This is a genomic window from Jiulongibacter sediminis, from assembly GCF_001306455.1.
GTDB classification, from domain to species: domain Bacteria; phylum Bacteroidota; class Bacteroidia; order Cytophagales; family Spirosomataceae; genus Jiulongibacter; species Jiulongibacter sediminis.
Genome location: NZ_LGTQ01000005.1, coordinates 581,245 through 602,471, shown reverse-complemented (window position 1 = coordinate 602,471; position 21,227 = coordinate 581,245). Strand labels below are relative to the sequence as shown.

The following is a 21,227-nucleotide window of genomic DNA, read 5'->3' as shown; positions in this document are numbered from 1 at the left end:
TCTATTTCTCCTCTCCTCTGCTAAGACCGTTTTTGATAATACCTCTTTCTGATTTTTTGAGAAAGAAAAGAACCTCATCTCTTTCAGGAGTAGCGGCGAGTTCAAGTTCTATGGCTGATTGAGCATCAGTAAAATTCAAACCCTTTAAATAGAGGTAACGGTAAATATTTTGAATGTCAGTGATCTGATCATTATCAAAGCCTCTTCTTCGTAATCCGATCGAATTAACACCAGAATACGACAAAGGCTCCCTCGCCGCCTTAATGTAGGGAGGCACGTCTTTACGTACCAGTGAACCACCGGCTATCATGGCATGAATACCAATTTTGACGAATTGATGAACCGCAGAAGTACCTCCAATAAATACAAAGTCACCCACTTCAATGTGGCCAGCTAGCTGAACTGAGTTCGCCAAAATCACGTGATCTCCCAAAATACAATCGTGAGCTATGTGCACATAAGCCATAATAAGACAGTTTTTGCCTACTACTGTTTTATACTTATCGACTGTACCTCGATTGATAGTAACACACTCTCTGATGGTGGTATTATCTCCAATTTCTACCGTTGTATATTCACCCTGAAACTTCAGATCTTGGGGCTCAGCTGCTATAACAGCTCCCGGGAAAATCTTACAATTTTTCCCGATACGGGCACCTTCCATGATAGTAACGTTTGGTCCTATCCAGGTACCCTCGCCAATTGTAACGTCTTTTGAAATAGTGGAAAAAGGCTCAATGACTACATTCTGAGCTACTTTTGCTTCTGGATGTATATATGCCAGAGGTTGATTCATACGTGAGTTTTGAGTTTATTTTTTAACGAGTCTTGCTGTCATATCGACACTACAGACCATTTTATCCCCTACCCAAGCTTCTCCATGCATTTTAGCCACGCCCAGACGGATAGGTGCCAGAAGCGTACATTTTATAACTAACGTATCACCCGGTAAAACATTTTTAAAAAACCTGCATTTGTCTATACCCACTAAATACGGCCAATAAGCTTCTGGTTCTCCAGTGGATGTAAGTACGAGAACACCACCTGTTTGAGCAATGGCCTCAACCTGTAGAACGCCCGGCATTACCGGGTTATCAGGAAAATGCCCTGTGAACTGTGGCTCGTTCATGGTTATATTTTTGATTCCTACCACAGAGGTTCCATCTAGAGAAACAACCTTATCTACCAGTTGGAAAGGGTACCTGTGAGGTAAAAGTTTTGCAATCCCATTGACATCAAATACTGGCTCGGCATTCGGGTCAAAAGTTGGGGCCGATTTGTCACTTGCAGCGATGGCTTTTTTGATCGCTTTCGCCAAATCAACATTGGCTGCATGGCCTGGACGTGCGGCCAGAATATGGCCTTTCAGAGGACGACCGACTAAAACCAAATCACCAATCAGGTCGAGCAGTTTATGACGAGCCGGCTCATTTTTGAATTTCAATGGCTCATCATTCACAATTCCGGTTTCACCAATGCTAATCTTCTCTTTGCCCAAAAGCTCCGCCAATTGACTCATTCGCTCATCAGACTCAATGTTTTCAGCAATAACAACAGCGTTTGAAAGATCTCCGCCTTTGATCAAACCTGCTTTGTACAGAGTTTCGAGCTCATGAACAAAAACGAAAGTTCGGCACGGGGCGATATATTCTTTATAATCCGCAAGATTATGCAGCTGAGCATGTTGAGAACTGATCACTTTTGATTGATAATCAACCATAACGGTCAATCGATAATCATCTAATGGAAGAGCAGCGAGTTCAATACTATGATCGTCATTATTGATTTGAACAGCCTCCGTTATTGTGAAATAATTTCTAAGAGCATTCTGTTCCTCAATCCCAGCTTTTTCAATCAATTCTACAAAAGGTAGGGCACTGCCGTCAAGGATTGGAATTTCAGGACCATCCAATTTTACCAGAACATTGTCAATTTGAAGAGCTCCAAGAGCGGAAAGTAAATGTTCTGTTGTTTGAACACGGGCACCATTCTTTTCAAGGACTGTACCTCTACTGGTATCTACCACAAAATCTACCAAAGCCGGCACTAGCGGCTGGCCATCCAGATCAGTTCTTTGGAATACAATTCCATGATTAATAGCGGCAGGAGCAATACTCAGGTTTACATTTTCACCTGAATGTAGCCCTACTCCAGATAACGAAACTTCACTACTTACTGTAGATTGTTTTGAGTTCATTTCTTGTTCGTTTTATCTTCGATTTCCTTAATTATCTCAGGAAGTTTTCTAAAGTACACCTGAGATTTTAAATATTTTTTAAGGTCGTAATGTGGCGTTCCGGTCACATTTGTTCCTTTTTCTTTGATTGAACTGTTTACACCGGCCTGAGCTCCAATTTTTGTACCGTCGGCAATCTCAATATGCCCCACAAAACCCACTTGACCACCGATAACACAGTAGGCACCGATTTTAGTCGATCCCGCTATGCCAGCCTGTGCGGCAATCACTGTGTTTTTACCAATAGAAACGTTGTGAGCCACCTGAACCAGATTGTCCAGCTTAACACCTTCATCAATAATGGTGCTTCCCATTGTAGCTCTGTCGATCGTTGAGTTTGCACCGATGCTCACATTATTTTTAATATGTACATTCCCGAGTTGAGGAATGGTTTTATAAGAACCATCAGCCTGTGGTGCAAAACCAAAACCATCACAACCAATAACTACTCCACTGTGAATGATGCAGTTATCTTCAATAATACTCTCTTTATAAATCTTCACCCCTGGATGAATGATGCAGTTTGCCCCTATGCTTACATTTTCACCGATGAAAACCTGCTGAGCGATCTGCGTATTGACTCCAATTTTAACTCCCGGACTCACGTAACTGAAAGCACCGACGAAAACGTCTTCGCCAAGTTGTGCACCATCAGCGATAGATGCTGGCTGTTCACTACCCGTTTGTTTTTTTCTTGATATTTTCTCGTATTCAGTGAGAAGTTCTGTGAAAGCCATGTATGGGTCTTTAACCTTTATCAAAGAAGACTTTACGGCTTTCTGAGGTCTGAACTGATCAGAAACGATGACGGCAGAGGAATCGGTTTTATAGATGTGGTTTTCGTATTTGGGATTCGCCAGAAATGAGATTCCACCTTTTTGTCCTTCCTCAATTTTGTAGAATTGATCTATCTCTAAACTGTCATCTCCTTCTACTTCCCCACCAATCAGGTGTGCGATTTGTCGGACTGTAAATTTCATACAAGCTGGTTCCGGCTTTGATAAATATCGTCCTGCAAATATACGTCATTCGTCCAACATAGATAATGTTTTTCTACGATCTTACCGAGAGCCTTAATTGTTGGTAAATCTGAGGCCTCAGCCACATCCTGAATATCCCCCGATTTCATCAAAATCTCTATGCGGCTATTCTCAGGAATATAGCCTGAGTTACTGATTTTGCCAGTCTGATAGTAAAAATTAAGGTCGTTTGGGTTAACCCCATTTTGAAGTAGCTTTGATCTCAACGTATGAATTAACTCCTCACTTACTCCACCTTCAAAAATGGCTACTTTGAAAAGTTTTCGATTGACAAAAGCCTTTGATAACGAGCTGAGAATGGGGTCTTCTTCGTTCTGCCAGTTTTTCATGGCAAACCAGATATCCATATCATCAAGTTGAAGGAAGTTTTGCAAATAGCTGCTATCTTCTCTGAACATTTCAGCGTTAACATCCTGAATCAGAAAAGGTTTGAGATAACCAGGGCAGAAGGTCGGTTTGCCCTCTCTGAGCAGCATTTTGACACGTTCAAGAGCTTTGGTAAGGACCACCTCTGCACTCACCGAAGTCTTGTGAAGGTACACCTGCCAGTACATCATTCTGCGGGCATTAAGGAAATTTTCAACGCTCAATAGGCCTTTTTCTTCAACCATCAACTGGTTGTTTTTGACCGTGAACATTTTAATAATTCGCTCCACACCAATACTTCCCTCGGCCACCCCTGTGAAGAAACTATCGCGATTGATATAGTCCATGCGGTCCATATCCAGCTGGCTGGAAATCAATTGATGAAAAAACGGACGGGCGTAAGTGTTTCTGAACATTTGAAGAGCCATTTGTAGCCTTCCCTGATACTCGCTGTTAAGTTCCTCAACAATCATATCCGTTATAGCCTCATGAGAAACGCCATCCAGAATGGTATATTCAAGCACGTGTGAGAACGGGCCGTGACCAATATCATGCAATAAAATGGCAATTTGAGCCGCTTCACGCTCAATATCCATAATCATAATACCTTTTGACTCCAATGAATTCAAAGTCTGAGTCATCAAATGCATGGCTCCGATAGCATGCTGAAAACGGGAGTGTAGAGCACCGGGATAGACGAAATCGGCAAGCCCCAACTGCTTAATTCTTCGCAGCCGTTGGAAATACGGATGTTCAATAAGATCAAAAATCAGGTCGTTCGGTATTTTGACAAAACCGTAAACGGGATCATTGAAAATCTTACGCTTGTTCTTCATTGCCGCAAAAATAGGCAAACCGACCGTGAAAGCCTTTCTTGTTCAATTTTTAAATAAATCAAACTAATAGATGTAGATACATGTTTCCAAAATATGAAAACCTATCTTATTATCGGAGCCTCCAGCGGAATTGGCAAAACGCTGGCTGAAAAACTATCCTCGCAAGGCCACAAAGTCATTGCCACCTATTTTGAACATCAAACGGAGAATAAAAAGAATCTGGAATACCATCATTTTGATGTCAATGATTCCGGCGGAATTGATTTCCTACCCGAATTTTTAGATGGTTTGGTTTATTGCCCGGGCACCATCAATCTCAAACCTTTTGGGCGACTTCAAGCTGATGATTATTTGAATGATTACAAACTGCAGGTAGTCGGTTTTGTCAATATTTTGAACAAAGCTTTACCAGCCTTAAAAAAGTCAAAAAGTGGATCGGTGTTGACTTTTTCGACGGTTGCGGTGCAAAGCGGCTTTCCTTTTCATGCCCAGGTTTCAGCGACGAAAGGAGCTCTGGAGGGATTAACCAGGGCTTTGGCTGCTGAACTTGCCCCAGCAATTCGTGTGAATGCCATAGCCCCTTCAGTAACAGATACACCTCTGGCATCAAAACTTTTAAACTCTGATCAGAAGAAAGAGGCGAACGCCGAAAGACATCCTTTGAAAAGAATTGGTTCGGCAGACGATATTGCTTCTATGGCGGCTTTCCTTTTATCTGATGAAGCCACTTGGATTACCGGCCAAATCCATCATATTGACGGTGGTATTTCATCCATAAAGAATTAAAACAATTTATGAAACTCAACATATTCTGGTTTAGACGAGACCTCCGACTTTTTGATAATACCGCACTTATTGAAGCTCTCAAACAAGGCAATCCGGTTCTTTGTCTATTTATTTTTGATGAGAAGATTCTCAAAGAATTACCGTCAAATGACGCCAGAGTGACTTTTATTCACCAGCAGCTGGAGAAAATCAATCAGAAGCTATCCGATCATAATTCAAGTTTATTAGTCAAACATGGAGAGCCTGAAAAGGTTTGGTCAGAATTGATTGAAGAGTATGAAATTGAGGCCGTTTATACCAATAAGGACTACGAACCTTATGCTCGTCGACGAGACGGAGCCATCAGGGACATATTAAAAGAGCGGGAGATCGATTTTCATCGCTTCAAAGATCAGGTCATTTTTGAGGAGAAAGAGGTTGTAAAAGACGATGGAGACCCGTACACGGTTTATACGCCTTATAAAAATAAGTGGCTCAGCCAGTTTAAAAAGAAAGATTTCTCAGTTCAGGAACTGCCGAGGAGACCTAATTTTCATGAATTTGAAGTTGACTTTCCTTCCCTAAAAGATATAGGTTTTGAAAAGTCAGAGATAGAAGTCAGGGATTATGATTTGTCTGATCTTGACAAGTATGACTCTGTAAGAAATTTCCCTGCCAAGGATGCCACAAGTTACCTGAGTCCGCATTTGCGGTTTGGCACCGTGAGTATCAGAGATATTATCTCAAAGCTTGGCAAAGAGGAGCAGAAGTTCATGAATGAGTTGATTTGGCGTGAGTTTTTCATGCAAATTCTCTACAATTACCCCTCTGTGGTGAAGAATAATTTCAGATCAAAATATGACGGTATTAAATGGCGAAATAATGAAGATGACTTCAAAAAATGGTGCAACGGAGAAACCGGATATGCCATGGTAGACGCCGGCATGAGAGAACTCAATGCCACCGGATACATGCATAATAGAGTCAGAATGGTGGTGGCCAGTTTCTTATGTAAACATCTCCTAATCGACTGGAAATGGGGTGAGGCTTATTTTGCTGAAAAGCTTCTGGACTACGAGCTATCCTCCAATAACGGCAACTGGCAGTGGGCTGCCGGAACGGGTTGTGATGCGGCCCCATATTTCAGGATTTTCAATCCGATGACGCAGATAGACAAATTCGATAAACAACATAAATACATCAAAAAATGGGTACCTGAATTCGGCACCGACAAATATGTAAATCCGATGGTAGATCACAAAGAAGCTAGGGAACGAGCCTTAGAGGCTTATAAACAAGGAATTGAATCCTGAGGCCGAAAAAAGGTCAAAAAAAATACTCAGGAGTACTTGACAAATCAAATCTATCAAAATACATTTGCATCCTCATTCGATTAGAGGGATGGCAGAGTGGTCGAATGCGGCGGTCTTGAAAACCGTTGACTGTCAAAGGTCCGGGGGTTCGAATCCCTCTCCCTCTGCGAAAACTATAATATAGAGTAAAGGGCTCCATTTTGGAGCCCTTTTTTTCTTCTGCCTTTACTGTACTTAATACTCGTATACGTCAAGAATGGTCGCACGGGTATTTTGGTGTGCGACCAGTTGGCACAAGTGTTGCAATTCAACGCTTAACTAATCTCAATTTATTCAATATCAGTACAATGAAAATTTCCTTCTGGCTTCGGCCTACAAGAAACAATCCTTACAAATCCATTATCGGTAGAGTTCACCACAACAACGAGCAAAAGAACTTTGCCACGGGTCACATTATTCACCCTGACCAATGGATTTCTTCTAAACAATACCTGGACCACTCAAGTCCGGTAAACATTGAAATCAATACAAGCTTGTCCCAAATTAGGGCTGACCTTCTTCGTGTTTTCCATCATTTGAAATCCAACAAACTGCCCTTGAGTCCTGAAATTATTGTCAAAAAGTACCAGGATGGTATTGATGCTTTATTTCAGACAAAGGAAATTCGGGTTAATACTATTTCCGAAGTCTTGATAAAAGTTCACGAACGGAGGGAATCAAAAATTGGCCTTACAATTTCTAAGGTCTCGGCTAGTCGATACCGACAATATGAAAGGAATCTTCTGGCTTATCTGAATGATTTGAAATTGAATCCAGCCAATACCCCGGTCACAGTAATTGATCTCGATTTCTGTAACAACTTCATTAAAGCACTCAAGTATAATTACCATTTCAAAGAGACTACTGCGAATAAACATAGGCAAATCTTACGGGAAATTGTGGATTCGACTTTTTACCTCTCTGATGGATGGCAGATGAAAGTTCAAACAAAAGATATATTACGCCATCGGGAAGGCTTACCCGAAACTCTTTTCTTAACTCCTGATGAAGTTTCTACAATCGAACATCAGGCGTTAATAGGTCGCTTAGATAAGGTTAGAGATATTTTGCTTGTATTATGTGACATCGGACAACACATTGGAGATTATGACAGGATTGTAAAATCGAGTATTGTCTATCTCGATCAATACGGAAATTCCTGGGTAGATATGGCCAGACAGAAGACTTTGGTGCCTCATAGTATAATGCTTACCAATCGTGTTTTGAGAATAATTGACAAATACGGGGGCCTTCAGAACTTGCCAAGATATGCCCATCAAAGTTTGAATAGCCATTTAAAAGACTTGGCTTCAAGATGTGGTATTGACAAAGAAATTACTACCAAGGTAGGACGGAAAACTTTTGCTGAAACCTTGAGGGCGATTTACGGCCTTAATGACGATCAGATAGCTTTTGCCTTGGGCTTGAAGTCAACGGCTTATTTGAAACATTATTTGAATACTAGAGTAAATCACCATGAGCTTCAGAAAGTATTTTCTTTAATCGAAAAGACTACATTAAATAAAGCTGCATAAGTTTAAATGTTCATTTTGGGAAAGAAAAAATAAGTATTCAAAATCAAACATAAGGATCAATACCATATTTCCTATTGATTAATTCGTTAACCACGGGTTGCTCCAAGTGGGCAATATCGGACTTTTCTTCTTCACTAAATTCCGCCACACCAAAACCCTTGATATAGTTTCTACTTAGCGAGAAGTAACCTGATCCATAAGGTTTGCTCGAATGAATAACATAAAACCAGAATAAGTCCGAACTCATGAGTTTCTTGAGAAAATTTAGCTCTTGCTCTTTCTCAGACACCACTGCAATACCATTATAAAAAAGCAAGTTTTCATCCGTACTGATGGTATAATTGGGAATATGTGGAGTTATATGAGGAAAAAACATTTTAAACTTATATTTCTCTAAGGATTGATTTCTTCCATAGGCGTACCAGTTTTCATATTTCCCATTACCCTTATCTCTACTTGCCAATAACTCTTTTTTCGACTTGAGATACTCATAGGCCTTTGGATATTCTTCTTTCATTTTATGCTCGGAAATCAATCTTGCATGGCCAGAATCATCAAAACTATATGGGAAAATAACTTTCTCAGTTAATTGATCTATTGAGGTTGCTTTAGTGAATTTATTCGGATTAATAATGTCTTTACAAATTTCCTTTTCTATCGGGTATACAGCCCCATTCTCTAGGTAGTAGTAATCTCTATCTTCTTTAATTTCAGTGAAAATATAAATATGATTTTTAAGTGTTGCAATCCCATTTCGTGTAGAGTATAACTCCCCAAATGGCTGACCAGTATTTTCAATCTGGCTCAATAGATCATGATGTCGAAGGTTCCAACCATTTCTATGGTTTAGTTTAGTATATGGAATCGAATGGAAGAGAATTTTTTTATCCAAAAAGTTTTTATCACCGGTTGCAAATTTAATTTCATTGGATTCAGCTTTTTGAATAATACAAATACAAGTATATGTTGATTTACTTTGAAAAATCTGATTACTTCCAAAATCAAGAATCTGCAACAAAATAGATTTATCTTCAAAATATTGTCTTAAAGCCCTACCATTAACGCTTTTAAAGAAGGTATTCATGGTAATAAAGCCAAGTTTGCCATCAGGTTTGAGGTTTTCATAACCAATTTGAAAAAATGGAATATAAAGATCAGGGTGACCTGAAGAACTAACCTCCCAATCAAAAATCAATCGTTTTGATTCGTCGTCTATGTTTCTCGAACATACATAAGGTGGATTCCCTACAATTGTCGTAAAACCGTCAAAGCCCTCTATATGCTCAGCCCAATGAAAGCTTAATGAATTCCCAGTAAAAAGATTGAATTGAAACTCTGTATTTATCTCCCCTTCACTAATTGCCAAAAGGTTCAATAAAATTTTTGAGCGTGTGATTGCATATTCTTGAATATCCAAACCGAATAGATTCTCTGCAAATATTTGATAGTATGCTCTTTTGGTTTCATGCTTGATGATTCTTGCAGCAGAAAACAAAAAACCTGAACATCCACATGCAGGGTCACAGATCATTACAGAATTTAAATCATCCAGATCATTCAAACACTTATCTAAGATGTAGTTTCTTATGTTTTTGGGAGTATAAACTGCACCCGAAACGATCTTTTCGGCAGGTGAAATAACAAACTCAAATAGTGCTACTAATTCCTCAAGATCTACAAGACTGTGAATTGCCATGAAATCCGATAGGTCTTGAAAATCCGGTTCTTCAGGGTGAATGAGATAGTCCTGAAGAAAGCCGTTAGCTCTATCAGTCAATTCATTGGTGTACAAAAAGGCAGAAACAAGAAGTTTATCGACTTCTAAAGTTTTTTTTGAATAAAACTTGAGATATGAGAATAGATCATTAATCATTGTCAACAAAGATTCCTTTTTGAATCTCCCTCCAGCTCTTAAGGAGCTTGTAATGAATAGCCTCTGCTACTTCCTTAGCGGCCTGGTCTTTTACCTTGCTCAATCTCAGTTCAATTTGCTCAATCAGTCGGTCAATCTTTTCGAATTTCCACATCCGTTCATGAATTGGCTGCCATAGCTTCAACTCAGCTATGATATCATGAGCCAACGCGTTCTTGTCATCTACAGGTACAATTCTACCTGATTTTGTTCTTTTATACAGATCAGTATATTCTTGCTTAACAGGGTCAATAAAGCCTCTAGAGCCATCATTGTGAACCTTCTCGTCATTGGTCGGCCATTTGTTAGTTTTAGAGGTATTACAATACCTGCATGCATAGACAAGGTTATAGTAGTAATTCGGAGCAATAGTGGTCTTAAATCCTATAGGCTTTTGTGGAACAAAGTGATCTATGGTAAAACTTCTAATTCGATAATTATCTAAGTCATTGCAATACCCACACCTTTGGGTAAAGTCTTCACGGAGTGTCTTCAGGTATGAGCTATAATGCTCACATTTAGCTCTATCAGGTCTTCTTAAGGGTGTTTTTTCTCTAAATGGATGCATTACTCCTGATCTGGCATTTTGTTTAACATCTGTTCCGCCAGGCCAATCAAGTCATCTAGCTTCTTGTTTGTATGTTCAGAATAGAAGCTCCTCGATACTCTTCCTTTTGCAGAAATAGTTTGATCCAGAAAGCTGCTCAGTTCAACATATCTATCTTCTTCTTTTGAATCAAAGCCTCCATTTATTCTTTTCTCTTCCAATTTCTTTAACTCTGCCTCAGCACTTTCAATCTTTCTCTTATTATCCAAGGCTATACTTCTGAGCTTTTGCTTAAAAATGTCAATTTTCGAGTCCAGCATGTCATCTTTACCATTGACTAGATGTGCATTTTCCAGATGATCAAGGGCATCTACTTCATGAGAAGTAAGAACTACCAGAGGATAAAACAAATTTATGGCTTGAATTCCCTCAACTAGTTTATCCGCATTGAAATCAACCAGACCATTTTCGTCCAATCTGAAATCGAGAACTAAAACATCAATAGCCGACTTCAATACCTCATCAACCAAATTTTCTGCATTGGTCTCCTCGGTTATTTCAAAAAGAATTACTTCAAATTCATCTTTGAACAAGTGATGGAAAGAATTCCTTTGTCCTTCATCTTCATCAATATATCCTACCCTAAGCATGACGATTTTATTTCTTTCGTTTTGGCAAATTTATTTTAATTGTAAAGCCCTCTTCAGCGGGCATTAGCTGGAGCTTTGCTTTGTTATAATCGTCAATAACCAGATTGACAATATACAGACCCATTCCAGTTCCAATTTTATCTCCTTTATTATTTCGCTTTGAAGATTCGTTGTACTCAAATATTCGATTTGGTTCTGCTTGATATTCCTCAGCCAGACCGACACCATTGTCGTTGAACAAAATTTCAATGTAATCATCAACAACCTTCCATTCAATTGTTACTTGTTTTTTATAGTCTCCTTTTCTCTCTTTTAGAGCCGTCAGGGAGTTGGATAAAAGATTATGAAAAATGGCATCAAGATCAACCTCAAAAGCCTTAATGACATTCGCAGAGTCTTTGCTACCTTTTCTTACAATCTGAACTTTTCGCTGTTTCAAGGCATTGCTCCAAATTGCTTCAAATTTTTCGAAGTACTCACCAATATTCACATTTGTTCTGGTTCTCTTATCCCTTTTCAATGTACTAAGGGAATAATCGAGCCAGTGCTTGAGTTTCAAGTCCTCTTCTTTCATCAATTGTAACATGAAGAAAGGATTCTCTTGCTTATTGACATCGTTTAAATCTTCCTTGGAGATATACTTTTTTAGCTCACCAGCTAGAAAATCAGTTCTAGGAGATAATCTTGTTCTCAAGCTTTTCAGTTCATGAGCAAAAGATGAAATTATCAGACCTACACTTGCTAACCCTCTCAAAAACCTTATCTCCTCATCCTTTTCTTCTATTTCTTGTTCAAGGACTTTTGTGTTACGAGCAAAGAGCCTTTCTCGCTCCGTAGGGTCCGAATCATCTGGGGTAGAATCATCCTGCCCATCTTCTGAACCGTCGGATTCCACATTTTCTCCTTGGCTTAATATTTTTTCAGCTTCTTCTTTTGCCTTTTGCTTATCCCCCTCAACCTTGTTTTTTGCCTTTTCAAGTTCATTGAGATTAAACATCACAACATTACGATCCCGCTCGAAAATTGCAATGATCTCGACAATAATATTCTTGAATAGATTAAAAGCTTCATTTTCCTGGATACCCTCACGACCGGATTTGTCTTGAAAACTTGCATTGGCAATTCTGGAAATAGAAACAGTTCCTGAAATTTGATCTGGTCCTATTCGATAGCCACCCATTTTTTGACCTGGTCCCCCTGGACTTCGTGACTCTCTTTTACCAAGGTCAAGCCAATCTTGTCCATCTTCTCCATATGGCCTAACCCTAAAATCATCTCTAAAAATCTTAACTCCTCCAAATTTCTCAAGCCAAGCCTTTCGGTTTGCCTGAGACATACTCTTATACGGATATCTTACTAAATCCTTTTTCACAAGCGACTTTTTCAGGAAGTAAAATGTGAAATCAAATTTGCCAATCTGTTTAAGTAATTCTGGGTCTACTTTCGAAAAACCAGGCAATTTGAGTAGAGGACGACTTATTGTCAAATTCTCTTTTTTGAAGTCCTCAAGTCGGTATGGAAATTCCTTCATTTGGTCAAACTCAAAAACTTCACCAAAATTCTCTTCGAGTCTTTTTACATCTAGCTCATTCCTTGTAATTTCAACTGATACCGTGTTTTTATCATCTGCCATGTACTTAGCTGTAATTTTGTAGTCAAAATCATCATAATATGCACTATTGACTTCTCCAAAATCGTCTAGTTGGTTGGTTGAAAACAGATGTACAGCAAATTCTGGCTGCTCCTTAGGTGGAATTAAAACCTCCAAATTATTGAAGAGACTCTTTATAGACTCAACATTCCAGTCATCCTTTAGTGGGGATATTTTGAGTACAGTTCCCGAATCAAATTTTGTTTTGTCCAGAACATTTATAATTTCTTTAAATCCTTGAAACTGTGCTTTTAACTCATCTTTAATGTCTAGTTCATCACTTGGGTCCAAATCGGCCTTTACTTGATGAATGGCCACGCCTACTTGTTCGAAATCGCTCCATTTGACTTTCCAAATCGACTTCTCAATTGGCTCTTCTTTGGAAATAGTTTTCATTTCTGACTCCTGCCCAAGTCTATCTAATGCAAACCTTCCAATACCTTTGGCCCCGGTTTTTACACGACCATCGGCCGATAGGTAGTTTTGAAGTTTATCATCTGTTCCAATCTTCATCCAGTGATCCTGAATTACTTTTCTGGTCATTCCCACACCGTTATCAATGATGTAAAGAACTGGATGCTTAGAAAAGCTGTCATGATTTTGAAAGATTATTATACAGTTCTTAGCATCGGCGTCATATCCATTTTTAACCAACTCAACAATCGCCCCCTCGGCTGATGCAAAGTTCTCTTGCCCAATTAGTTTGGCAGTTCTGGCAGAAACGCTGAAGGAAACTTTCGTCATAAATATTTTAATTTGAGCACCATTATTCTAAAGTAGTATTTCACTAATTGAAAATAGACGAGTATTTACTCTCAATTTGGAAAAGGTCTTGAATATTTTATCCAATTATTTCCCTGCTTCTTTCAAATTGATTGGCCGACAATATATTTCATTTTATCCTCTTTGCGGGTCTTCAGACTAATTTTCAGAAAGAATAAGTTGATTTTATTAAATATTAAGTTGACTAGAGGTTATAACCTTTATAATTTCTCTTCACTCTTTCACTCCAAATCAAAAAGTAATGCTTGCTTTTTTGTAGGTTTCAAGGCTAAAAATTATCAACTTTTTTTGGGTGTCACGAAAACTATATAATTAAAAAAGGTCTGGGGGTTCGGATCGCTATCCCTCTGCAAATAGAAAGCTCCGAGAAATCGGAGCTTTTTTCGTTTCAAATGCTTAATCCGCACCCTCCAGAGCCTTGAGGGCGAAAGTTCCCAGCCAATGCGTCCCTTCATAATTCTCATCACTTATCTGGTCAAGAGAGTAATTAATGTGATCATCGGCTAGTTTTTGAAGGTGGTCTTTTTCCGGATACCGTTCTGCTAATAAGTAAAGATTCCAGGCCCGGCTGAAGTTCAGTCCGTCCAGATGAACCAAAGTTCCGTCGGCTCTATCCCCTACTTTACCTGGCTTCAGAGAAAAGTTTGGATTCAAAATGTCAGGCATGAAATTCCCTAACCATTGATCAAACTCTCCTTTGGGCAAAACTCTGATCATCAAACCAACTTCTTCAAGGCATGGAGAAAGAAAGTCGTATCCGGAAGGCTCCCATTCCATTGGGCAACCTTTATCGCATAAAAAGAAGTCTTTTGCCCGCTTTTCGATCATTGATTTCAATGAATCATTCTCAGCAAAAACGGCATAATCATAGGCAAAGCTTAACCCGAAAGCCGAATTCGGGTGGTCACCTGTGCGAATGGGATACTGAAGTTTGGGCAAGAAAGTAAGATAGCTTTTCTCAATGTGCTGAGTCAAGGGTTCCAGATTTTGGTCCAGTTCGGGCCCCCAAGGGTCTTCCCATAATTTCAACTCCTGCGAAAGTTTTAATAGCCAGGCCCAACCGTACGTTCTCTCAAAATTCCGATTGTGCTCCGTCATAAAAAAATCGAGCTCGGTCTGGATATTATCAGAACTAAGGTGCTGAACCAGTACTTCTTTGATTTGGTCAGCCTTTTCAAGTTCAGGGTAAAGCCTTAGTAATTTAACCAAAGACCAATGGCCATGAACGGCTGAATGCCAGTCAAAACAGCCGTAAAAGGCCGGTCTGAGTTGTTTTGGAGTTGCCAAATCATCTTCCGCCCCTAAAGTTTGTCCCAGTCTGTTCGGATACTCCGTCTGAACACACGCCAGCGGTAATTCAACAAGCTTCTCTGCCAGTTCCCGATCAAGTTGAACAGACTTGTTTAAAGTGTTATCTGACTCCTCTTTGCTTTCACAAGAAATAAGAAAAATGGTTAAAATCAGGAAAAGAGATATCTGTTTCATACCGTTGTTTTTATCGTCCACAAACCTCTTTAAATGGGCACCATTCACATTTTTTCAGGTCATCCGTTTGAGCAAATGGAATTTGGGAATCAGTAATTTCGTCCACAAAATCGGAAAGAGCTTTTTCGACCTCCCTTTTAAGGTCTTCCAGTGGGATCTGGTTTTGTTGATGGAATTCACTCAAATCTCTGAAGGAATACATCCCAGCTTCCATTGGTGTTGATGGGCTAAGACTAAATCCGTTAAGTTTCCCACTTTTCTGAAGCTCATGATATGCTAAATATTTGTAGATAGACATCTGCCTGAATTTCCCTTTTGAGGCACTTTTGAAGGCTTCATTAAAGGTTTCTTTTGACGAAAAATTGAGTTCGGCGTTTTTTACAGTACCGGTTTTGAAATCAATAAGCTTTAAAACACCATTTTCAAACTCCACGCTATCAATATTACCGGTTAAACTATAGCTCAGTTTTTCGTGCTGCTGAGGGGCCTTAATTTTAAGTTCAGACGCAACAATCAGGTTATCATTGCCTTCGAAAAGCACTTTCTCATAATACGTTTTCAAAAGCTGATTAGCCATAACCCGATAAACTACATTTATTCCTCTATCTGCACTATAACCAGCAAAATGCTCATTAAATACTGAATCTAGTACACGAGGAATAGCGGCGAGCACCTTGGGCTTAAGTCCATCGGTAATCAGGTTTTTCTCCAGAATAACTTCCTTTGCAATTTTCTCAATGCTGTAATGAATCCAATTACCGAAAACATCATTTCCGAAAGTTTCCTCAACTTCATCAAGTTCACTTAAACCAAGAATTTTAGAGTAGTAAAAGCGTAGACTACAATCATAGTAAGTACTCAGAGCAGATGCCGATATTCCTCTTTTTGTAAGATATTCGGTTATCTTTTGAACGAGTTCCTGATCTTTCTCAATAATAATCTCGGTATTCTCATCAATATCATCTTTTACAAAATCCACCTTGGATTCAGATACCTTCATTTTTGGATTTTCAGGAGCAAGTTTATGCAAAAGCTGCAGCACAAACCGGCTTTTCTCCTTACCCCCACCTACACCCGATGTTCCTCCAGAAGTATAGATAATATCCACTTTTTTTGCCCGCATCATGAGTCTGTAAAAGTGGTAGGCCATGATACTATCCTGATCAGAAAAAACCGGAATACCATACTCTTTACAGGCTTCAAAAGGTATGAGCGAGTTATTCTTTTGAGAAGAGGGGACTACACCTTCATTGAATGAAAATAACACAACGTGTTCAAAATCAAGACATCTAGTCTCCAGCAAACTCATGATTTGTAAAGGAGCGACAGGTTCGCCGGTAAATGGTACGCGATGTTGCTTCAAAAGTTCTTTCAAAAGTGCCTTTAAGGCATCGGTGTTAAACTCAGAATGTTTTTTAATTTCATCGACCAGTCTGTTTAAAACAGAAAAATAGAGCATAAAGAACCCCTTTTCCATCACATCTAACTCCTGGATTAATTGATCCTGAAGCAGTTCAAGAACCTTTTGCTGCAATACGACGATATTCTGTGCTTTCCCTTTCCAAGCTCTACAGAATAAGTCAAATAGCTTATCTGAAGCTAATTTTTTAGTTACCTCGTCACCCGTAATAAAGACCTTGTTTTTCTCAATGATGAAATTAGAAAGGCTCTGATAAGGCTTCTCAATCGGATAAACGATCTGTTCGTAAGCCTTTACCAATGGATTATTTAAAAGTTTAAGCAGGTATCGATGATTAAACTTCACCCCGTCAGCAGAGAGGTAGGCACCCTCAGTATGCATTGCAAGGTGATCGTTCATTAATACCGCAATCTTTGATTGGCCCATCCCGAGCCCCATCGTGATATTATAATCTGCGACATCCTGCCCCATGGAAAAGAGCAAAGGCTGTATCAAATTTTCATCGGGAACGACGAAAACCGTTGACTCAGAGCCTAAAAACTGACTTCCGAGCTTTGATTGTAAAGTCTCAAAAGGACTATCGAAAATATTAACCTCACGTTCAGCGGTTCTTAAAAGGTCAGCCGGTTCATTCCATTTGCCGAAAACCTGACTATTCCTGTATCTCCTCAGAACATCACCTGCCTGATGAGTTGAGTTCATAAACCATTGATCGGTGTCCCAAAAGCAGGTCGCTTTTTTAGATTTGACCAGTCGACTGATAATTTGTTCTTCTGATTTACTGAGAGCGTTTAAACCCACAAAATAGAAATGAGAGAACTCTACGTCATCGATGTCTATTTGCTCGAAATCTTCGGCTAAGAGTCTGTAAGCCATACCTCTATAGGCACTTTTCTGGTTTTGAAGATGCTGCCGGAACTCATAATACACCTTACCCAGAATTTCGTAAAGACGAAAATAAGAACGAGTATTTGCTGTAGCCTCAATAGGCCGGCTGCTGTCGGGCTCCCAGCGACTAAGTGCTTCGGCTTCACTCATATAATTAAATAAGGCCTTCACATCAGGAACCAAATACTGATCAATCAGGTCAAAATCCTTTAACACTGTACTCCCCCAGGTGATAAACTCTTCAAAACTGATGCTTTCATCATGCTTCTTATAGAGCTCGAATAGATCAAAGGTCAGCGTCACCTGATCAGCGATTTGTAAACCTGAAAGCTCGGTCACAAAATCGTCAATGGAATAAACATGCGGAGAAACAAAGGGTGTTTCAGAAAACTCAGACAGTTCTTTTTTAAAGAAAAATGTTGCTCTTCTACTCGGCAACACTACACAAAGGTCTTTCAACTCCTTAATAGTATGCTGATCAAAAATTTGCTGTGCAGTCGTTTTTAAGAAGCTATTCATTCAGTTTCCGGGCGAAGTATTTCAACAATAATAAGACGTTTTATTGGTGGCTTCCTATTTTTGCAGCCAAATATTCAGTTATGGCATACAGCACAGAAAAAAAGTTAGGAATATTAGGAGGCGGCCAGCTAGGCCGAATGTTAATTCAGGCTGCGATTGATTTTGATATCTATATTAAAGCCATAGATCCTGACCCATCTGCACCTTGTAAATTCATTGCTCATGAGTTTGTCAACGGTGATTTCAAAGATTATAAGACGGTCATGTCATTTGCTGAAGATTGTGATGTGATAACCATTGAAATTGAAAATGTAAACCTTGAGGCTCTGGAAGACCTCGAAAAACAAGGGAAGAAGGTTTTTCCTCAACCGGCAATTCTTCGAAAAATCAAGGATAAAAGGATTCAAAAGCAATTTTATGCGGATAATCAGTTACCCACAGCCGGTTTTGAGTTAACTGACAATAAAGATGCGGTTCAAAAATCAAGTTTTGAGCTTCCTTTTGTCAATAAACTTGGTGAAGGTGGTTATGATGGCAGAGGTGTTCAATTAATCAGAACGAATGACGACTTTCAAAAGGCCTTTGAAGAACCTTCTCTGGTTGAACAAATGGTCGATTTTGAAAAGGAACTTGCTGTGGTGGTAGCCCGGTCTGAGAGCGGAGAAATTACGACCTTCCCGGTGGTAGAAATGGTTTTTCATCCTGAGGCCAATTTGGTTGAATACCTTTTTGCACCTGCAAAAATCAATGAAGAACTTACTCAAAAGGCGACATCTCTGGCGAAACAAACCGCAGAGTGTTTCGGAATTGTAGGACTATTGGCGGTTGAAATGTTTTTGACAAAAAATGGAGAGATTTTGATCAATGAAGTGGCTCCAAGACCACATAACAGCGGTCATCATACATTAAAGGCCAATTTGGTTTCTCAATTTGAACAACACTTAAGGGCTATTCTTGATTTACCTCTCGGGGACACTTCTGCAGTGGGACCATCGGCGATGGTTAACCTATTAGGGGAGGAAGGCCACACCGGTCCGGCCAATTATGAAGGTATGGAAGATGTACTTGGTTTGCCTGGCGTTCATCCGTTTTTATACGGTAAAGCTATCACCAAACCATTTCGCAAAATGGGGCATATTACAGTCGTGGATGCCGATTTTGATAAGTTGAAAGAAAAAGTGAATTTTGTAAAACAGACGCTCAAAGTAACGAGCAAAAACGCATAAAAATGATCAGTATCATTATGGGGTCCAGCTCTGACCTCAAAGTCATGCAGGGAGCTATAGACGTTATTAAAGAATTTGGCGTTGAACATGAAGTGGATATAGTCTCAGCACACAGAACCCCGATCAAAATGGTTGAGTTTGCTCAGAATGCTCGAAAAAGAGGCGTTCAGGTCATCATAGCAGGAGCAGGCGGAGCCGCACATTTACCGGGGATGGTAGCCTCATGCACTTCATTACCGGTGATTGGTGTTCCGGTAAAATCCAGTAATTCTATAGATGGCTGGGACTCGGTTTTGTCCATTTTGCAAATGCCCAATGGTGTGCCGGTAGCCACTGTAGCTTTAAACGCAAGTCAAAATGCTGGCCTTCTTGCCTTACAGATTATTGGATCAGCAGATGTAGAAATGGCTAAAGCTCTGGACAACTACAAAGAAAAATTAAAAGAAAAAGTGGCCAAAATGAGCCAGGAAGTACGTGCTTAATAAATAGAAACATGGAATTTGAAAAAAGAAACCCCAAGCCTGAGGAAGCATCGAAAAATCTGCCAATGGCAGTTTTGATTAGTCTGGTGGGTATTGTTTGTCTTCTACTTTATGTAGGTTGGCAAATGATTTCAGACGAAGCCTCTACGGTAGCAGAGCTTGACCATCCCGAGGCTGTTGTCGTTAGAGAAGAGCCTATTGCTAATGAAGAAGATGTTGCGACTGAAAGCTCTGAGCCCGTAGAAGAAGTACCAGCTGCTAAAGTTGAAGAAACGGTGAAAGCTCAGCCCGCTATGGGAGATGCCAAAATGGCTACACATACCATTTCAAAAGGTGAAACACTCTTCAGTATCGCAAACAGGTACAATATTTCTGTAAGTACGCTACAATCTTATAATGATAATATTTCCGCTAACTCATTGAGTGTTGGCAAAAAACTTACCGTTCCCGTGATGGCTATTCATACTGTCGGTCCGGGAGATATATTGCGAGTAGTTGGTGGCAAATATGGCATTACAGTTGATGCACTGATGAAAGCTAACGAAAAGACTAAAAATTACGCTGAAAGAGGAGAAAAGCTGATTATTCCGTTTAAAGAGAACAAATAAGTTTTGGTCTATCGATATACCAAAAACATCAAAGCCATCGCAATCAATGTAAGACCCAGGAGAATATACGACTGGGTCTTTTCTTTTGAGGTTCTGAGAAGTAAAACCTGAAATGCAAGGGCAAAAACTCCAACCACAGCGACAATAATCGTTTGAATTCTTGGTGACGCTACCTGGGCAGGAAGAAAAATCATCACAAAGAGGAATAATATAGTAAGCGAAATTAACCAGTTAGTTCTCTTCGTTGTCATAATCTGATTCTATTGCAGTTTGAAATTCATTTTTTGAATTCTCCAGAGGTTGATCAATGAATGACTTCTGGAAAATTAATATGGTAACCACACCAACAAAAATGCAGGCATCGGCAAAATTAAAGATCGGGGTGTTGTTATATGTTCCTCCAAGGAAAGGTACCCAATCCGGCCAGTAGCCATCGAGACCATAAGCATAAAACATGTCAATAACCTGCCCATGAAACCACGGCGATGGAGCATCAAATGGAGCGTTATTGAGAAACACACCGTAAAAAATACTATCAACTACATTACCGATTGCACCGGCAAGAATGGCACCTAAACTCCATAAAAGACCATCCGGGGAGCCTTTCCTGGCCAACTTCGCTAGAATATAAACGATTACTCCCATGGCTACCAGCCTGAAAGCTGTTAAAATAAGTTTACCGTAATCACCGCCAAGCTCCATCCCAAAGGCCATCCCCTTATTAGTGATATAATGAAGTTTTAAAAAACCGGGTATAAGGTCAATTTCACCAAAGTGGTTTGGAATCACCTCAAAGTGCATCCAAAGCTTTATCGCCTGATCTATAATGATGAGTATAACCGCAAAAAGATAAAACTTAAAAGGAGATTTCATTGAAAAGTAAAAGCCTTCCGTTTGATTTAAAAGTGTTGCACAAAATAAAGGCT

18 protein-coding genes and 1 tRNA gene are annotated in these 21,227 nt (G+C 39.6%); 7 read left to right on the top strand and 12 right to left on the bottom strand.

Annotated elements, in window-relative coordinates; genetic code table 11:
• Position 1: 1 nt before the first annotated feature.
• Genes lpxA through AFM12_RS02665 form a run of 4 tightly spaced genes read right to left on the bottom strand, consistent with a single transcriptional unit; the run spans position 2 to position 4,478 of the window.
• Positions 2–796 carry an acyl-ACP--UDP-N-acetylglucosamine O-acyltransferase gene (gene lpxA / locus AFM12_RS02680; RefSeq protein WP_055143726.1) on the bottom strand — a complete coding sequence of 265 codons (795 nt, stop codon included), beginning with the start codon at positions 794–796 and terminating at the stop codon, positions 2–4.
• Positions 797–811: 15 nt separating this feature from the next.
• The gene (locus AFM12_RS02675) at positions 812–2,197 is read right to left on the bottom strand and encodes a bifunctional UDP-3-O-[3-hydroxymyristoyl] N-acetylglucosamine deacetylase/3-hydroxyacyl-ACP dehydratase (protein ID WP_055143725.1); all 1,386 of its coding nucleotides are present in this window, start codon (positions 2,195–2,197) and stop codon (positions 812–814) included.
• Complete coding sequence (gene lpxD / locus AFM12_RS02670) at positions 2,194–3,216, bottom strand: UDP-3-O-(3-hydroxymyristoyl)glucosamine N-acyltransferase (protein WP_055143724.1); 1,023 nt, start codon at positions 3,214–3,216, stop codon at positions 2,194–2,196. The genes AFM12_RS02675 and lpxD overlap by 4 nt, the downstream gene beginning before the upstream one ends.
• Positions 3,213–4,478, bottom strand: a complete 1,266-nt coding sequence (locus AFM12_RS02665) for an HD domain-containing protein (protein WP_055143723.1) — start codon at positions 4,476–4,478, stop codon at positions 3,213–3,215. The genes lpxD and AFM12_RS02665 overlap by 4 nt, the downstream gene beginning before the upstream one ends.
• Before the next feature lie 93 nt (positions 4,479–4,571).
• Here AFM12_RS02665 and AFM12_RS02660 point away from each other — a divergent pair, with 93 nt between their 5' ends.
• From AFM12_RS02660 to AFM12_RS02645, 4 genes are all read left to right on the top strand, one after another.
• Positions 4,572–5,264, top strand: coding sequence for an SDR family NAD(P)-dependent oxidoreductase (locus AFM12_RS02660; RefSeq protein ID WP_055143722.1), 693 nt, complete (start codon positions 4,572–4,574; stop codon positions 5,262–5,264).
• Positions 5,265–5,272: 8 nt separating this feature from the next.
• Entirely contained in the window at positions 5,273–6,556 is a 1,284-nt protein-coding gene (locus AFM12_RS02655; protein WP_055143721.1) for a cryptochrome/photolyase family protein, read from the top strand.
• Positions 6,557–6,638: 82 nt separating this feature from the next.
• Positions 6,639–6,723 (top strand) — tRNA-Ser (locus AFM12_RS02650).
• Positions 6,724–6,903: 180 nt separating this feature from the next.
• Complete coding sequence (locus AFM12_RS02645; RefSeq protein ID WP_055143720.1) at positions 6,904–8,130, top strand: phage integrase SAM-like domain-containing protein; 1,227 nt, start codon at positions 6,904–6,906, stop codon at positions 8,128–8,130.
• A 43-nt stretch (positions 8,131–8,173) separates the two neighbouring features.
• Here the strand turns inward: AFM12_RS02645 and AFM12_RS02640 are convergent, their stop codons facing one another.
• The 6 genes from AFM12_RS02640 to AFM12_RS02615 all read right to left on the bottom strand — a co-directional run bounded on the left by AFM12_RS02640 (position 8,174) and on the right by AFM12_RS02615 (position 17,985).
• Positions 8,174–10,003: an Eco57I restriction-modification methylase domain-containing protein gene (locus AFM12_RS02640; RefSeq protein ID WP_055143719.1), complete on the bottom strand. Its 1,830-nt coding sequence runs from the start codon at positions 10,001–10,003 to the stop codon at positions 8,174–8,176.
• Positions 9,996–10,610, bottom strand: coding sequence for an HNH endonuclease (locus AFM12_RS02635; protein ID WP_055143718.1), 615 nt, complete (start codon positions 10,608–10,610; stop codon positions 9,996–9,998). The genes AFM12_RS02640 and AFM12_RS02635 overlap by 8 nt, the downstream gene beginning before the upstream one ends.
• Entirely contained in the window at positions 10,610–11,239 is a 630-nt protein-coding gene (locus AFM12_RS02630) for a hypothetical protein (RefSeq protein WP_055143717.1), read from the bottom strand. Before AFM12_RS02630 ends, AFM12_RS02635 begins: the two co-directional genes overlap by 1 nt.
• Positions 11,240–11,246: 7 nt before the next feature.
• Complete coding sequence (locus AFM12_RS02625) at positions 11,247–13,634, bottom strand: ATP-binding protein (protein WP_055143716.1); 2,388 nt, start codon at positions 13,632–13,634, stop codon at positions 11,247–11,249.
• 435 nt (positions 13,635–14,069) lie between these two features.
• On the bottom strand, positions 14,070–15,158 hold the full coding sequence (locus AFM12_RS02620; protein ID WP_055145085.1) for a DUF2891 domain-containing protein: 1,089 nt from the start codon (positions 15,156–15,158) through the stop codon (positions 14,070–14,072).
• Between the two features lie 10 nt (positions 15,159–15,168).
• The gene (locus tag AFM12_RS02615) at positions 15,169–17,985 is read right to left on the bottom strand and encodes a PD-(D/E)XK nuclease family protein (RefSeq protein WP_055143715.1); all 2,817 of its coding nucleotides are present in this window, start codon (positions 17,983–17,985) and stop codon (positions 15,169–15,171) included.
• An 80-nt stretch (positions 17,986–18,065) separates the two neighbouring features.
• Between AFM12_RS02615 and purK the strand changes: the two genes are divergently transcribed.
• From purK to AFM12_RS02600, 3 genes are read left to right on the top strand one after another with little or no spacing between them, the layout of a single operon-like run.
• Positions 18,066–19,211 (top strand): 5-(carboxyamino)imidazole ribonucleotide synthase, encoded by a 1,146-nt coding sequence (purK, locus tag AFM12_RS02610; RefSeq protein ID WP_055143714.1) that lies wholly within the window; start codon positions 18,066–18,068, stop codon positions 19,209–19,211.
• A gap of 2 nt (positions 19,212–19,213) precedes the next feature.
• Entirely contained in the window at positions 19,214–19,693 is a 480-nt protein-coding gene (purE, locus tag AFM12_RS02605; protein ID WP_055143713.1) for a 5-(carboxyamino)imidazole ribonucleotide mutase, read from the top strand.
• 11 nt (positions 19,694–19,704) lie between these two features.
• The gene (locus tag AFM12_RS02600; RefSeq protein WP_055143712.1) at positions 19,705–20,301 is read left to right on the top strand and encodes a LysM peptidoglycan-binding domain-containing protein; all 597 of its coding nucleotides are present in this window, start codon (positions 19,705–19,707) and stop codon (positions 20,299–20,301) included.
• Positions 20,302–20,309: 8 nt separating this feature from the next.
• On the opposite strand, the gene AFM12_RS02595 is transcribed toward AFM12_RS02600, so the two are convergent.
• Together AFM12_RS02595 and AFM12_RS02590 are read right to left on the bottom strand one after the other, a co-directional pair.
• A complete protein-coding gene (locus AFM12_RS02595; protein WP_131458158.1) occupies positions 20,310–20,552 on the bottom strand; it encodes a hypothetical protein in 243 nt (80 codons plus the stop codon).
• Positions 20,533–21,174, bottom strand: coding sequence for a lipoprotein signal peptidase (locus AFM12_RS02590; RefSeq protein ID WP_055143710.1), 642 nt, complete (start codon positions 21,172–21,174; stop codon positions 20,533–20,535). Before AFM12_RS02590 ends, AFM12_RS02595 begins: the two co-directional genes overlap by 20 nt.
• Positions 21,175–21,227 lie beyond the last annotated feature (53 nt).